Origin of the sequence: uncultured Roseovarius sp., from assembly GCF_963972555.1 — a bacterium.
Lineage (GTDB): Bacteria > Pseudomonadota > Alphaproteobacteria > Rhodobacterales > Rhodobacteraceae > Roseovarius > Roseovarius mucosus.
Map to the genome: position 1 here is coordinate 51,795 of NZ_CAXAUM010000016.1, position 13,526 is coordinate 65,320.

The 13,526-nt window shown below is 63.3% G+C and carries 10 protein-coding genes; 6 read left to right on the plus strand and 4 right to left on the minus strand.

Translation table 11 applies throughout. From position 1 onward, the window contains the following. Positions 1-74 precede the first annotated feature (74 nt). The 4 genes from AACZ65_RS14375 to bchF are packed head-to-tail and all read right to left on the minus strand — an operon-like array spanning position 75 to position 6,916. On the minus strand, positions 75-3,632 hold the full coding sequence (locus AACZ65_RS14375) for a magnesium chelatase subunit H (protein WP_339671969.1): 3,558 nt from the start codon (positions 3,630-3,632) through the stop codon (positions 75-77). Further along, positions 3,622-5,154: a ferredoxin:protochlorophyllide reductase (ATP-dependent) subunit B gene (bchB, locus tag AACZ65_RS14380; protein WP_339671971.1), complete on the minus strand. Its 1,533-nt coding sequence runs from the start codon at positions 5,152-5,154 to the stop codon at positions 3,622-3,624. The genes AACZ65_RS14375 and bchB overlap by 11 nt, the downstream gene beginning before the upstream one ends. Then, a complete protein-coding gene (locus AACZ65_RS14385; protein ID WP_339671973.1) occupies positions 5,151-6,431 on the minus strand; it encodes a ferredoxin:protochlorophyllide reductase (ATP-dependent) subunit N in 1,281 nt (426 codons plus the stop codon). Before AACZ65_RS14385 ends, bchB begins: the two co-directional genes overlap by 4 nt. After that, complete coding sequence (gene bchF, locus AACZ65_RS14390) at positions 6,428-6,916, minus strand: 2-vinyl bacteriochlorophyllide hydratase (protein WP_339671975.1); 489 nt, start codon at positions 6,914-6,916, stop codon at positions 6,428-6,430. The genes AACZ65_RS14385 and bchF overlap by 4 nt, the downstream gene beginning before the upstream one ends. Before the next feature lie 386 nt (positions 6,917-7,302). Between bchF and AACZ65_RS14395 the strand changes: the two genes are divergently transcribed. The 6 genes from AACZ65_RS14395 (at position 7,303) to idi (ending at position 13,526) form a co-directional block, all read left to right on the plus strand. Then, positions 7,303-8,097, plus strand: coding sequence for a hypothetical protein (locus AACZ65_RS14395; protein ID WP_339671976.1), 795 nt, complete (start codon positions 7,303-7,305; stop codon positions 8,095-8,097). 108 nt (positions 8,098-8,205) lie between these two features. Further along, the gene (gene ppsR, locus AACZ65_RS14400) at positions 8,206-9,564 is read left to right on the plus strand and encodes a transcriptional regulator PpsR (protein WP_339671978.1); all 1,359 of its coding nucleotides are present in this window, start codon (positions 8,206-8,208) and stop codon (positions 9,562-9,564) included. A gap of 68 nt (positions 9,565-9,632) precedes the next feature. Next, the gene (gene chlG / locus AACZ65_RS14405; protein WP_339671980.1) at positions 9,633-10,544 is read left to right on the plus strand and encodes a chlorophyll synthase ChlG; all 912 of its coding nucleotides are present in this window, start codon (positions 9,633-9,635) and stop codon (positions 10,542-10,544) included. Beyond that, positions 10,541-11,833: a BCD family MFS transporter gene (locus AACZ65_RS14410; RefSeq protein WP_339671981.1), complete on the plus strand. Its 1,293-nt coding sequence runs from the start codon at positions 10,541-10,543 to the stop codon at positions 11,831-11,833. Before chlG ends, AACZ65_RS14410 begins: the two co-directional genes overlap by 4 nt. Before the next feature lie 2 nt (positions 11,834-11,835). After that, on the plus strand, positions 11,836-13,014 hold the full coding sequence (locus AACZ65_RS14415) for a geranylgeranyl diphosphate reductase (RefSeq protein ID WP_339671982.1): 1,179 nt from the start codon (positions 11,836-11,838) through the stop codon (positions 13,012-13,014). Continuing rightward, positions 13,011-13,526: an isopentenyl-diphosphate Delta-isomerase gene (gene idi, locus AACZ65_RS14420; protein WP_297542395.1), complete on the plus strand. Its 516-nt coding sequence runs from the start codon at positions 13,011-13,013 to the stop codon at positions 13,524-13,526. The genes AACZ65_RS14415 and idi overlap by 4 nt, the downstream gene beginning before the upstream one ends.

Below are 13,526 nucleotides of genomic sequence, written 5' to 3' on the forward strand. Positions count from 1 at the left end.
CATCTGGCGAAAAATACCTCGGGGGTGTGGGGGCTGGCCCCCGCTCCGACAGAGGTCACACTCGAAAAGCCTGGTCATTCTGCCGCCACCCCCTCCATGCGATCCTCCATTGCCGCCGCCGCAGATTGCAGCGCCGCGAGGGTCGCGGCATCGGTTTGCCAATAGGCGCGGTCATGCGCCTCAAGCAGGCGGTTCGCCATGCGCGAAGAGGCCACCGGGTTGAGATCGCTCAAGCGCTTGCGCATCACCTCATCAAGCACGAAGGTTTCGGAAATCCGCTGATAGATCCAAGGCTCCACCTGTCCGGTGGTGGCCGACCAGCCCATCGTATTGGTCACATGCGCCTCGATCTGGCGCACGCCTTCGGCCCCGTGGCGCAAGAGGCCTTCGTGGAATTTCGGGTTGAGCGAGCGGGCACGGGTTTCAAGCGCCACCTGATCGGCGAGTGTGCGCACGGTGCCTGTGCCGCGCGTGGTGTCGGAGATGTAGATCGCGGCCTCCTGGCCGCCGCGCGCCCGGCGCACGGCGCGGGAAATCCCGCCCAGCGTGTCGAAATAATGGTCCACCGTGGTAACCCCCAGTTCGACCGACTCGAGGTTTTGATAGGCCACCTCGACCCGCTCAAGGGCAGCCTGCAGCAACGCGCCTTGGGCGGTTGCCTTGCCGTTGACGCCGTAGGCAAAGCCCTTGCGCGCCTGATAGGCATCGGCCAACTCGTCCTCGTCATCGAAGGCAGAGCTGTCGACCAGCTGATTGACGTTCGAGCCATAGGCGCCTTCGGCATTCGAGAATACGCGCAGCGCCGCCGTTTCCAGATCGCAGCCTGTTTTGGCCATCTGTGCGCGGACATGGGCGCGGATATAGTTCATCTCGTCGGGTTCATCGGCCTGTGCGGCGACCAGCGCCGCCTCGGCCAGCATCCGCACCTGCAACGGCAGCAGATCGCGAAAAATGCCCGAGAGCGTCATCATCACGTCGATGCGCGGGCGGCCCAGCACCTCGAGCGGGATGAGGTCCGCGCCGGAGAGGCGGCCAAAGGAGTCGAACCGCGGCTTGGCCCCCATCAGTGCCAGAGCTTGCGCCATGGGCGCGCCGTCCGATTTGATATTGTCCGACCCCCAGAGCACGAGGGCCACCGAACGCGGCAGGCTCTTGTGGGTTTCCAGCAGGCGTGCCGCCTGACGCGCGCCATCGCGGCAGGCGAATTCGGTGGGCATGCGGAACGGATCGAAAGCATGGATATTGCGCCCCGTGGGCAGGATATCGGCCGAGCGGATCAGGTCGCCGCCGGGCACGGGCGGGGTAAAGTGCCCGCCAAGCGCCCGCAGCAGCGCGGCAATCTCCGTCTCTTGCTGTAACATGGCATCCACCCGTGCCCGCGTTTCGGCATCGGTGCCGTCCATGATCGCAAGATACCCGGCACGCGCCTCGGCGCTCATTGGGCGACCCAGCACATGCAGGCCTTCGGGGATCAGCGCATCCTCGGTTTCCAGCAGTTTGAGCCAGAGTGTGTCGGGGTCGCGCCCGGCCATGTCGACTGTCGCGGCCTGCTCGGCGATCAGGGCGCGCAGTTCCTCGCGCTCGGGCGCGTCGCCCGCCATTTCACGCCAGCGCTTGAGGCTGTCCTTGAGTTCCGCGAGTCCTTTGTAAAGGCCAGAGGCCGCGAGCGGCGGGGTCAGATGCGTCACCGTCACAGCCCCTGTGCGGCGTTTGGCGAGGCTCGCCTCGGAGGGGTTGTTGGAGGGGTAGAGATAGACATTGGGCATGTCGCCAATCAGCCGATCCGGCCAGCAGGCTGGCCCCGGTCCGGCCTGTTTGCCCGGCATGAACTCCAGCGCGCCGTGCATCCCGAAATGCAAGAGCACATCGGCCTGAAAGCGGGTCTTGAGCCAGAGGTAGAATTGCGCGAAAGCATGGGTCGGGGCAAAGCCGCGCTCGAACAGAAGGCGCATCGGGTCGCCCTCATAACCAAAGGCCGGTTGCAGACCGACGAAGACATTGCCGAACTCGGCCCCGAGGATAAACACCCCGCGCCCGTCCGACTGCACCTTGCCGGGGGCAGCACCCCATTGCGCCTCGATCTCGCGCAGCCAGGGCGTGCCCGCCACGATGTCATCAGCGCTGACATGCGCGGCGATATTGGCCTCTTGCCCGTATTGGCGGGCGCTGCCCTCCAACACTGCCTTGCGCAAGTCCTCGACCGTTGCGGGCGGGGTCAGGTCATAGCCGCGCGCGGCCATGGCATGCAGCATGTTGTGCAGCGATTGAAAGACATCGAGATAGGCCGCCGTACCCGCCGCCCCGGCATTGGGCGGAAAGCCGAAGAGCACGATGCCCACGCGGCGTGTCGCCACCTCTTGCCGCCGCAGATGGGCCAGTCGCGCGACCCGCGCCGCCAACATCTCGATCCGCTCGGGGCAGGGGGCCATCGCCTTGGCCCCATCACCGGCGCAGCGGCGCGCGCAGCCGTCGCAGGCCGTATCGCCATGACGCCCGGCAAAGACCGTGGGGTTGGTGGCCCCGTCGATCTCGGGCAGGGCCACGAGCATCGTTGTCTCGATCGGTCCCAGCCCGCCCGCTGATCCAGCCCATTGTGCAAGGGTCTGAAATTCGAGCGGATGGGCGGCCACATAGGGCACGTCAAGGCGGCTCAGCACATCGACTGCGGCTGCGCTGTCATTATAGGCGGGGCCACCCACGAGGCTGAATCCGGTCAGAGATACCAGAGTATCGACACGCCCTTCGAAGAAGCGTTCGACCGCCGGGCGGCCATCAAGCCCCGAAGCAAAGGCCGGGATCACCTTGAGGCCGCGCGCCTCGAATGCCCGGATCACTGCGTCGTAATGCGCGTGATCGCCCGAGAGCACATAGCTGCGCATGACCAAGAGGCCGACAGTGCCGGTGGTTTCTTGCGGTGCGGGCAGGCGGGCGAGGTCGGTCGTGATGCGCTCGGGCAGGTCGGGATGATAGAGACCCACTTCGGGGTAATCCTGCGGCGCGGGGGCGCGCAGCGCGCGAAAGCGGGCCTCGTGACCATAGCGCGACATGAGGAACCGCAGCATTGCCTCGATATTGTCGTCGGAGGTGCCCAGCCAGTATTGCATGACGAGGAACCATGCGCGCAGGTCCTGCGCCTTGCCGGGGATATATTTCAGGATGCGCGGCAGGCGACGCAGCATCTTCATCTTTTTCTCACCCGACTCTGCCGACGGCTTGTCGGTGCCGCGCAACCGCTTGATCAGCTTGCGCGCACCGGTTTCTGGGGCGGCCATGTCAAGCGTGCCCATGCGCGTGAGTTTCACGATCTGGGCATCGGCGATGATGCCAATCATCGCGTCACAGTGATCGCGCCGCGCCTTGAGGTCTGGCAGGATCGCCCGGATGTGATCTTCGAGGAAAAGCAGGCTGATGAGGATCAGGTCGCCGCGCGCGATATCGGCGCGGGCGGCGTCGAGTGCCGTTGGATTCTCGCCCCATTCGGCGGCGGCATGGACCTTGAGCGTGAGGCCGGGAAATTCCGCCGCCATCCTCTCGGCCACCCGCGCGCAGGCCTCTGCCGCGTGGGCATCCAGCGTGAGGATCACGACGCGGTAGGGGGCCGTTGTGGCCGGTGGGATCACGTCATCGCGCATAATGGGCCTTTGCCTCGTAAAGCGTGTCGATGCCGATTTCGTTCAGCCCCCTTTGCGAGGCGAAAATCTCGGTGTTGCGCCGGGCCTTGCCGCGCACGAAGAAGGGGATCTTCTTGAGTTCGCGTTCGGCGTCGGCCAGCCAGACGACCACGTCGGATGTTTTGGCGGGTGTGTCTGTCGGGGCTGGCGACTCTTCCGGGGCCTTGGCTGTGTGCTGTCCGCCATGATGGCTGGCTCCAGCGGCGTCGTGGAATTCAAAATCGTCCCGGAACATATGCAAGAGATGCTCTTCCAGCCCCATCACCAGCGGATGCACCCAAGTATCAAAGATTACATTGGCCCCCTCGACCCCCATCTGCGGGGAATAGCGGGCCGGGAAATCCTGAACATGCACAGGCGCAGAGATCACGGCGCAGGGGATACCCAGCCGTTTGCCGATCATCCGCTCCATCTGGGTGCCGAGGATCATTTCGGGGGCGGCGGCCTCGATCGCGGCCTCAACCTCTAGATAGTCGTCCGTGATCAGTGCGGTCAGACCGTATTCCTTGGCCAACGACCGAATGGGACGCGCCATTTCGCGGTTATAGCAACCAAGGCCGACCACCTCGAACCCCATCTCGTCACGGGCGATGCGGGCAGCGGCGGCGGCGTGGGTGCCATCGCCAAAGATGAACACGCGCTTGCCCGTCAGATAGGTGCTGTCAACGCTGGCCGAATACCAAGGCAGGCGCAGGCGTTCTTCATCCATTGCCTGAGGAACATTCGCCAAGCTACTGACTTCGCGAATGAAATCGCGGGTAGCGCCGACGCCGATGGGAACGGTCTTGGTAAAGGGCAAGCCCAATTCCCGCTCCATCCAACGGCAGGCGCTCTCGCCTGTCTCGGGATACATCAGCACGTTGAAATGGGCCGCCCCCAGCCGGGTGATGTCGGAGGGGGACGCGCCATAGGGGGCGCAGACATTCACGGCGATGCCCATGTCGGCCAGCATGCCGGTCAGTTCGGTGATGTCGTCGCGGTGGCGAAAACCGAGGGCCGTCGGCCCGATCAGATTACAGCTGACATGGGCGGTTTTCTCTGCCGGTTTGGCCAGGGCGCGGGTGATCTGAAAAAACGTCTCATCCGCGCCGAAGTTTTCCTTGCGCTGATAGCTGGGCAATTCCAGCGCAATGACCGGGACGGGCAGGCCCATCATTTCGGCCATGCCGCCGGGATCGTCCTGAATAAGTTCTGCGGTGCAGGAGGCCCCGACGATCATCGCTTCTGGCTGGAAACGGTCATAGGCAGCCTGACAGGCGGTCTTGAAGAGATTGGCGGTGTCGGCCCCAAGGTCGCGCGCCTGAAACGTAGTGTAGGTGACGGGCGGGCGGTGGTTGCGCCGCTCGATCATGGTAAAGAGCAGGTCGGCATAGGTATCGCCCTGTGGTGCGTGCAGGACGTAATGCAGCCCCTTCATTGCGGTTGCGACGCGCATCGCGCCGACATGCGGCGGGCCTTCATAGGTCCAAAGCGTGAGCTTCATGATGCCGCCCCCAGTTTTAGGGCCGCACGGCGGCGCATCGGGCGCGAGAAGAGCCCCGCAAGATCGCCTGCCTGTTCGTAGAAATGCACCGGGGTAAAGACGAGCTCGATCGCCCATTTGGTCGCCAATCCCTCGGCCTCGAGTGGGTTGGCGAGACCCAGACCGCAGACGGTTAGATCGGGCTGCGCCGCGCGGCACCGGTCGAGTTGCCGCTCGACATCCTGCCCTTCGGTCAGTTGCGGGCCGGCCTCTAGCAGATCAAGATCAGGGCCGAGGATGTTCTTGTGCAGAAAAGGCGTGCCCACTTCGACGGTGCGCATGCCACATTCGCGAGTCAGGAACCGTGCCAGCGGGATTTCCAACTGGCTATCGGGAAAGAAAAAGATCGACTTGCCACGCAGGCTTTCGGCGGCCTGGGCCACGGCGCGGGTCGCACGGGCGCGCGGGGCGGCGGTGACACGCTCGAACGTCGCATCGTCCACGCCGAATTCATCTGCGACGGCGCGCAACCAGCCGGTCGTGCCCTCGGCGCCAAAGGGGAAGGGCGCCGGGATATGCCGTGCGCCGCGCCGCTCGAGTGCTGCAAGCGTATCGCCAAGGAAGGGCTGCAAGAGGGCAAAGACGGTGTTTGGACCCACGCTAAGCGGATCATCGGCCCGGCGCGCCGGAAGGATCGCAACACTGGTGATGCCCATCTGGGCCAAGAGGTCGCGGGCCTGATCCTCGACCACATCCGGCAGCGCGCCCACCAGCATCAATTGCCGGTCATCGGTTGCGGGCAGGGAAGGGACCATGGAGGCAAGGCAGGCATCCTCGCCTTGGGTAAAGGTGGTTTCGATGCCAGAGCCAGAATAGTTCAGCACCCGCACGTGTGGGGCGTGCTGCACGCTCAGCCGTTCGGCGGCACGGGCGAGATCGAGCTTGATCACTTCGGAAGGGCAAGAGCCTACGAGGAAGAGTTGCCGGATATCGGGACGCCGCGCGATGAGGCGACCAACCTCACGCTCCAACTCGACCTGTGCATCGGCGAGACCGGCAAGGTCAGTCTCTTCCAGAATGGCTGTGCCGAATCGTGGCTCGGCAAAGATCATAACGCCGGCCGCGGATTGCAGCAGATGCGCGCAGGTGCGCGAGCCAACCACGAGAAAGAACGCATCCTGCATCTTGCGATGCAGCCAGATGATGCCGGTCAGGCCGCAAAATACCTCGTGCTGACCGCGTTCACGCAAAACGGGGGCGTCGCGGCAACCTGTGCTGGGAGGCGTGTCAAAGCTCATGCCGCCTCTCCTGCCTGGAGGCGCGCCATGCGCAGTTTCCACAGGAATTGTCCGGCGTTGATGACGTAGGCGGCATAGGCCGCGAGTGCGAGACCCATCAAGGCCTGTGGGGTCAGTGCGTGGGTCCAGAGCGCCCAGAGGTAGGCGGTGTGCAGCGCGATGACGCCAAAACTGAACACGTCTTCCCAAAAGAACGCAGGCGCAAATAGATACTGGCCGAACACGACCTTTTCCCAGATCGCGCCTGTCACCATGATGAGGTAGAGCACACCTGTTTTGATCACGATGGACCAGGTCGCAGCGGCAAATCCGTCGCCGGTAGCGAGGTAGCGTAGCACAAGCCCGAGCGAGATCAGAAATACCAGGAATTGCACCGGTGCGAGAATGCCCTGCACCAGAGTCCAGACCGTTGCATCGCGGCGTTCACGCTCTGCGGCGGTGTAGAGCGTCCCGGTCGCTTGTTGATGATGCGCCTGCCGCGCCATATCCCCTCCGGTCCCGTGTCTCTGGCCTGTCTTGATGCTACGTCCTGAGGGTCAAATGTGTCAATTATAATTTACACTTTTGATCCCGGATAACTTGTCATGCAATCTGGACTGTGTCCGGGCAGGCGTGTTGCTGTGAGGCTGAAGCGGCATTTTTGGGCGTTGGATCGGTCAATATTCGTGCGGTTTATCCAAATTCGCCAGGGATTTGCGTAGTGGCCCGATTTGTTGCCCGAGTCTGTCAGGATAATTTGACATTTGATCCCTGCGCCCGCACACTAGGTATACGGAGCAGGAAACGCGCCCCCCTTTGTCCCGTGTGCGATTCGCAGTATAGCGATACGCAGAGGATCGCGGGATAGTAGGGTCGCCTGGGAGGGCAACGCATGAGGGAACCCGACGACAGCGGGTCTGGTCCGCAAGCATCAGGGATACGGTTTCTTGTCGAATCCGCCTTGCGAAAGGTGGCGCTCGACAAGCAGGGCGGGGATATCCCCAAGACCCGTGGTGAATGGATCACGCGGCTCTGTGCGGCCTTGACTGACGAGTCCGAGGCGGCGCATCAGCGCGTCATCGCCTCGATGGTGGCCAACGGGATCTCGTCGAGCGAGATTTACCAGACCTATGTGCCCGATGCCGCGCGCTTTCTGGGCGAAATGTGGGTGCAGGACAAGGCCAGCTTTGTCGATGTGACCGTCGGCGCGGCCCGGCTTCAGGCGCTGTTCCGCTCGCGGGATGCGGCCGATCTGGGCGGCTGGATGGATCGCAGTATCCCGCTTGGTCAATCGGTGCTGATGATCGTGCCGACGTTCGAGGATCACTCGATCGGCGCATTTGTCGCGGCGGATCAGTTCCGCCGACATGGTATTTGGGTTCACATGGCCATCGGGCTTGAGGATGAGGAGCTGAAACACCTGCTGGGCTCCGGCAGGTTCGCCATGGCCGGTATCACGGCGGGCAGTCTGAAAACGCTTGAACAATTGACGGAATTGATAGATTACCTACGTTCTAATTTGGACAGTTGTCCGCCCATCGTCATCGGGGGGCGGTTGGTGGACAAGCCGAGGGAAGTGGAAAAGCGGACTGGCGCGGATTTTGCAGTACGGACAGCACGGGAAGCGATTGAGCTGTGCGGTCTTGCATCCGTAGTTGATCCGTTGTCAATCGACGCAAACACGTAATCCGCGCGCCCTGCGCGCGAGAGTTGGGATAGCAGCGTGACGAAGCAGAACAGGACGTCTGAGCGGCCCCTAACGGGTGGATTGCCCGGGTCATCAAGTGTCGATCGCTTGATCGAGCAGGCATCTGACATCGCGGTCATGCTCGACGACAAATCACGTGTGACGGCCATTTCAGTGAGCCCGGATTTGCCAGAGCTTGGTAGCCTTGAGCATTGGGTGGGGCGGGATTTCCGCAATTTCCTGACCACAGAAAGCCGCACCAAGTTTGATGCCCGACTGGCCGAGATGCGCGCTGATCCCGATGCCCTGCCGCGTCCTATCGAAATGAACCATCGCGACAATGCAAACTGGGAATTCCCGGTGCGCTACACGCTGCACCGCGAGCCTGACAGTGGCGGCGTCCTCTTGCTGGGGCGCGATATGCAGCCGCTGGCGGAGATTCAGCAGCGCCTGGTGCGCGAGCAAATGGCACGCGAGCGCGAGCTAGAGAAGTTTCGCGGGATCGAGACCTGTTACCGGGTTGTGCTTGAGGCATCGGAGACGCCGCTTGTGCTGGTCGAGCCGGATCAGGGGCGCATTCGTGACATCAATTCCGCAGGGGCGCTCTTGCTCGGCTCCAAGCGGGACGTGCTGGCGGGCAATGCATTCGCGCAGGCCTTCGAGGGGCAGCGCCGGGGCGGGTTCATGGACCAGTTGCGTGCTGCTGCGGCCTCGGACGAGATCACAGGGGTCGAGGCTGTTGCGCGGCGCAATGGGCGTCTGGTGCAATTGAGCCCGGATTTCTTTCGCGCCTCCGGTGAGGTGTTGATGCTGTGCCGGATGGCGCCGGTCGAGGATGAAGAGGCGGCACGCCCCGAGTCGGCGCAATCGCTCACAGCGCTCTTCGAGGCGGCCAGCGATGCGATCGTGTTGCTCGACTCCAATGGTCTGGTTCGGGATGCGAACGAGGGCTTTTTGGTGTTGTCCGATGCGGCGCAATTGCGCGATGTACAGGGGCGCTCGATGGCGGATTTCCTGTCGCGCGGCAGCGTCGATCTCAAGCTCATTCTCGACAATACCCGCAAGACAGGGCGCATGCGCAGCTATGCCGCGCAGGTCCAGAGCATTGTGGGCACGCGCACGTCGGTGGATATTTCTGCCGCACGTCTGCGCGGACGCAATGCCGATCTGGGCGTTGGCCTGATCATCCGCGACACCAGCCCCCGCGATCTGCCCAGCGTCGAAGAAGCCTCGGCTGTGGTCAGCGAAGAGGCCATGCGCAATGTCATGGATCTTGTCGGCACCGCGTCGCTCAAGGAACTGGTATCTGCGACGTCGGACGTGGTCGAAAAGATGTGCATCGAAACCGCCGTGCGCCTGACCAACAACAACCGGGTTGCTGCGGCTGAGATGCTGGGCCTGTCGCGTCAGAGCCTCTATGTCAAACTGCGCAAGTTCGGGCTGATAAACGCACAGGATGACGAATAGGCGTTTGTGAACGCCTGTTTCAGAGAATTCCCTTCCCTCGCGATGGAATGTATAGTTTAATTGACATTATGAGTGTCACAGAGTCCTTACACATCGTGCGCCGCCTGCCAGAGCCTCGGGCCCTGCTGACTTTGATCAAGCCGATCACATGGTTCCCCCCGATTTGGGCCTATCTGTGCGGTGTGATCTCGTCTGGCGTTTCTCCCTTGAACAATTGGGGTCTGGTGATCCTTGGCATGGTGCTGGCGGGACCGGTGGTCTGTGGCATGAGTCAGGCTGCGAATGACTGGTGCGACCGGCATGTGGACGCGATTAACGAGCCGCACCGCCCGATTCCCTCGGGCCGCGTGCCGGGGCGTTGGGGGTTGTGGGTGGCTCTTGCGATGTCGGTGCTGGCGCTGGGGATGGGGGCGTTTCTCGGACCGTGGGGGTTTGGCGCGACAGTGTTCGGCGTGCTGGCGGCCTGGGCCTATTCGGCAGAGCCGGTGCGCCTCAAGCGGTCGGGCGTCTGGGGGCCGGGCCTTGTGGGGCTGTGTTATGAGGGGTTGCCGTGGTTCACCGGGGCGGCGGTGCTGGCCGCGGGCGCACCAAGCGGACCGGTCATCGCGATTGCGGCGCTCTACGCTATCGGCGCGCATGGCATCATGACACTCAATGATTTCAAGGCATTGGAGGGCGATCGTCAGATGGGCGTCAATTCCTTGCCCGTCACCCTTGGCCCGGAACGCGCGGCGCGCGTGGCTTGTATCGTCATGGCCCTGCCGCAACTGGCGGTGATTGGCCTTTTGCTCGCCTGGGGCCGCCCGTGGCATGCTGCCGCAATTGGCGTGCTTGTGCTTGGCCAGTTCTGGGCGATGCGTATTCTGCTCTCTGATCCCAAGGGCCGTGCGCCTTGGTATAACGGAACAGGCGTGATGGCCTATGTCACCGGCATGATGATTGCGGCCTTTGCCCTGCGCATGCTCGGAGGCGCGCCATGACGCTGAGTTGGCTACAAATTTTCCGTATGGGTCTGGTCCAGATGTGCCTTGGCGCGGTGGTGGTTCTGACCACATCGACGCTCAATCGCTTAATGGTGGTGGAATTGGCGCTGCCTGCGGTGTTGCCGGGCCTATTGGTGGCGTTGCATTACGGGATTCAGATCACGCGGCCCAATTGGGGCTATCTGTCGGATACCAGCGGGCATCGCACGCGGTGGATCATCGGCGGGATGGCGGTGCTGGCCTCGGGCGGGTATCTGGCGGCGTTGGCTGTCGTTTTGATGGAGGCGCAATTCGGCCTCGGTCTGGCGCTGTCGATCCTCGCCTACGCGCTGATTGGTGTGGGCGTCGGTGCCTCGGGCACGTCGCTCTTGGCGCTCTTGGCCACGGCCACGGCCCCACGACGCCGGGCGGCGGCGGCCACGATCACCTGGCTCATGATGATCGGCGGCATCGCCGTGACTGCGACCGTGGTTGGCGGGTTTCTCGATCCCTATAGTCCGGCCTTGTTGTTGGAAATCGTCGGCGTCGTGGCGATTGGCGCGGTCGTGCTGACGGCGGTTGCCATTCACGGCATCGAGGCGCGTGTCGGGGCGCAGCCTGCCCGCGCCGATGCACCAGTGCGCTTTCGCGAGGGGCTGGCCGAGATCTGGGCCGAGCGTGAGGCGCGGCTATTTACCATCTTCGTATTCCTGTCGATGACCGCCTATTTCATGCAGGAACTTATCCTCGAGCCCTATGCCGGGTTGGTGTTTCATTTCACCCCCGGCCAATCCACCCAACTGAGCGGCGCTCAGAACGGCGGGGTGTTCCTTGGGATGCTGACGGTCGGGGTCGCGGCGACTGGGCTGCGCCTTGGCTCGATCCGGCACTGGGTTGTGGCGGGCTGTCTGGGATCGGCTTCGGCGCTTGCAGCGATTGCGCTGCTCGGGGCCTCGGGCACGGCGGCGGCACTCGTCCCGATCGTCGTCGTGCTCGGGTTCTTCAATGGCATGTTCGCGGTGGGCGCGATTGGCGCGATGATGGCTCTTGCGGGGCAGGGGCGCGAGGCGCGCGAAGGCACGCGCATGGGGCTCTGGGGGGCGGCGCAGGCAATGGCTGCAGGCTTTGGCGGCCTGATGGGCGCGGCCTCGGTCGATCTCATGCGCCTTGTGTCCGATACGGATGCCACGGCATTTGGCACGGTCTTTTTCCTTGAGGCCGGTCTATTCGTGCTCTCGGCGCTGATGGCGCTCAGGGTGATTGATCACGGTCGCGACCGGGGCGCGACACTCGTTCCGGGGGAATGACCATGTTTGATGTCGTCGTTATCGGGGGCGGTCCGTCCGGGGCCACAGCAGCCGAGGATTTGGCCCGTTCGGGGCATAAGGTGGCGCTGTTGGACCGCGCCGGGCGGATCAAGCCCTGCGGGGGTGCGATCCCACCGCGCCTTATTGCCGATTTCAATCTGCCCGATGATCAGATCGTGGCCAAGATTACCACCGCGCGCATGATCTCGCCCACGGGACGGCATGTCGATATTCCCATCGAAAACGGCTTTGTCGGCATGGTGGACCGCGAGCACTTCGATGAATTCTTGCGTGTTCGTGCGGCACAGGCCGGTGCCGTGCGCGCTACCGGCACCTATCTGCGGATCGACCGGAGCGGGCCGACACCGGCTGTGATCTACCGCGACAAGGTCACGGGAAATGAGCGCAGCCTGTCCACGCGGCTGATCATCGGGGCGGACGGGGCGCGTTCGAACGTGGCGCGCGACGAGGTGCCGGGGGCTGAGCGCATTCCCTATGTCATCGCCTATCACGAGATCATCGAGGCCCCTGCCGCGACCACTGCCTATGATCCCGAACGCTGCGATGTGATCTATGACGGGGCGATCTCGCCGGATTTCTACGGTTGGGTGTTTCCGCATGGCAAATCGGCCAGTGTTGGCATGGGCAGCATGGTCAAGGATGTCGATCTGAAACGGGCAACCGCCGATCTGCGCGCCGCTTCTGGGTTGACCGATTGCCCGACGATCCGGCGCGAAGGGGCGCCGATCCCGCTCAAGCCTCTGGACTGCTGGGACAATGGCCGCGACGTGGTCTTGGCGGGCGATGCCGCCGGGGTGGTTGCGCCGTCCTCGGGCGAGGGGATTTATTACGCCATGGTTGGCGGCCGGGTGGCCGCGACGGCAGCGAGCGCATGCCTCGCTTCGGGGCGTGTGCGCGATCTCAAACTGGCACGGCAACTGTTCATGCGCGAGCACAAGACCGTTTTTCGGGTTCTGGCGTCGATGCAGAATGCCTATTATAGGTCCGACGAGCGGCGCGAGCGCTTTGTCTCGCTCTGCCATGACATCGACGTGCAGCGGCTGACATTCGAGGCCTATATGAACAAGAAACTGGTCAAGGCGCGGCCCATGGCGCATCTCAAGATCGGGTTGAAGAACCTCGCCCATCTCACGCGGCTGGTGTCCGCGACCCGCACATGAACGCGCTCATCCCGACATGGATCGGCGGGGATCTGGTGGCCGTGGACAAGCTCGAGGCGCATCAGCGCGGCCTGCGGCACAAGGCGGTGTCGGTTTTTGTGATGGCGGGAGAGGATCTCTTGATCCAGCGCCGCGCGCTTGGAAAATATCATACGCCCGGTCTTTGGGCCAACACCTGTTGCACCCACCCGCATTGGGGCGAAGAGCCTCTGGCTTGCGCGCATCGCAGGCTCTTCGAGGAATTGGGTATCACGGGCCTCTCTCTCACCCACCGCGATCAGGTCGAGTATCGCGCCGATGTGGGGGGCGGGCTGATTGAGCATGAGGTGGTGGATATGTTCATGTGCCGCCTGCCTGCGCGTTGTGACCTGAACCCCAATCCCGAAGAGGTGATGGACACGCGCTGGATTTCGCTCAATGCGCTCAATGCCGCGATCCGCATGAACCCTGCGCGCTATACGCCGTGGTTGCGCATTTACATGGCTGAGCACGCAGCGCAGATTTTTGCCTGA

Bases quoted from the DNA above. Each gene is read 5' to 3' on its own strand.
- AACZ65_RS14375 (WP_339671969.1), bottom strand. From the start codon at position 3,632: ATGCGCGATGACGTGATCCCACCGGCCACAACGGCCCCCTACCGCGTC.
- bchB (WP_339671971.1), bottom strand. From the start codon at position 5,154: ATGAAGCTCACGCTTTGGACCTATGAAGGCCCGCCGCATGTCGGCGCG.
- AACZ65_RS14385 (WP_339671973.1), bottom strand. From the start codon at position 6,431: ATGAGCTTTGACACGCCTCCCAGCACAGGTTGCCGCGACGCCCCCGTT.
- bchF (WP_339671975.1), bottom strand. From the start codon at position 6,916: ATGGCGCGGCAGGCGCATCATCAACAAGCGACCGGGACGCTCTACACC.
- AACZ65_RS14395 (WP_339671976.1), top strand. From the start codon at position 7,303: ATGAGGGAACCCGACGACAGCGGGTCTGGTCCGCAAGCATCAGGGATA.
- chlG (WP_339671980.1), top strand. From the start codon at position 9,633: ATGAGTGTCACAGAGTCCTTACACATCGTGCGCCGCCTGCCAGAGCCT.
- AACZ65_RS14410 (WP_339671981.1), top strand. From the start codon at position 10,541: ATGACGCTGAGTTGGCTACAAATTTTCCGTATGGGTCTGGTCCAGATG.
- AACZ65_RS14415 (WP_339671982.1), top strand. From the start codon at position 11,836: ATGTTTGATGTCGTCGTTATCGGGGGCGGTCCGTCCGGGGCCACAGCA.
- idi (WP_297542395.1), top strand. From the start codon at position 13,011: ATGAACGCGCTCATCCCGACATGGATCGGCGGGGATCTGGTGGCCGTG.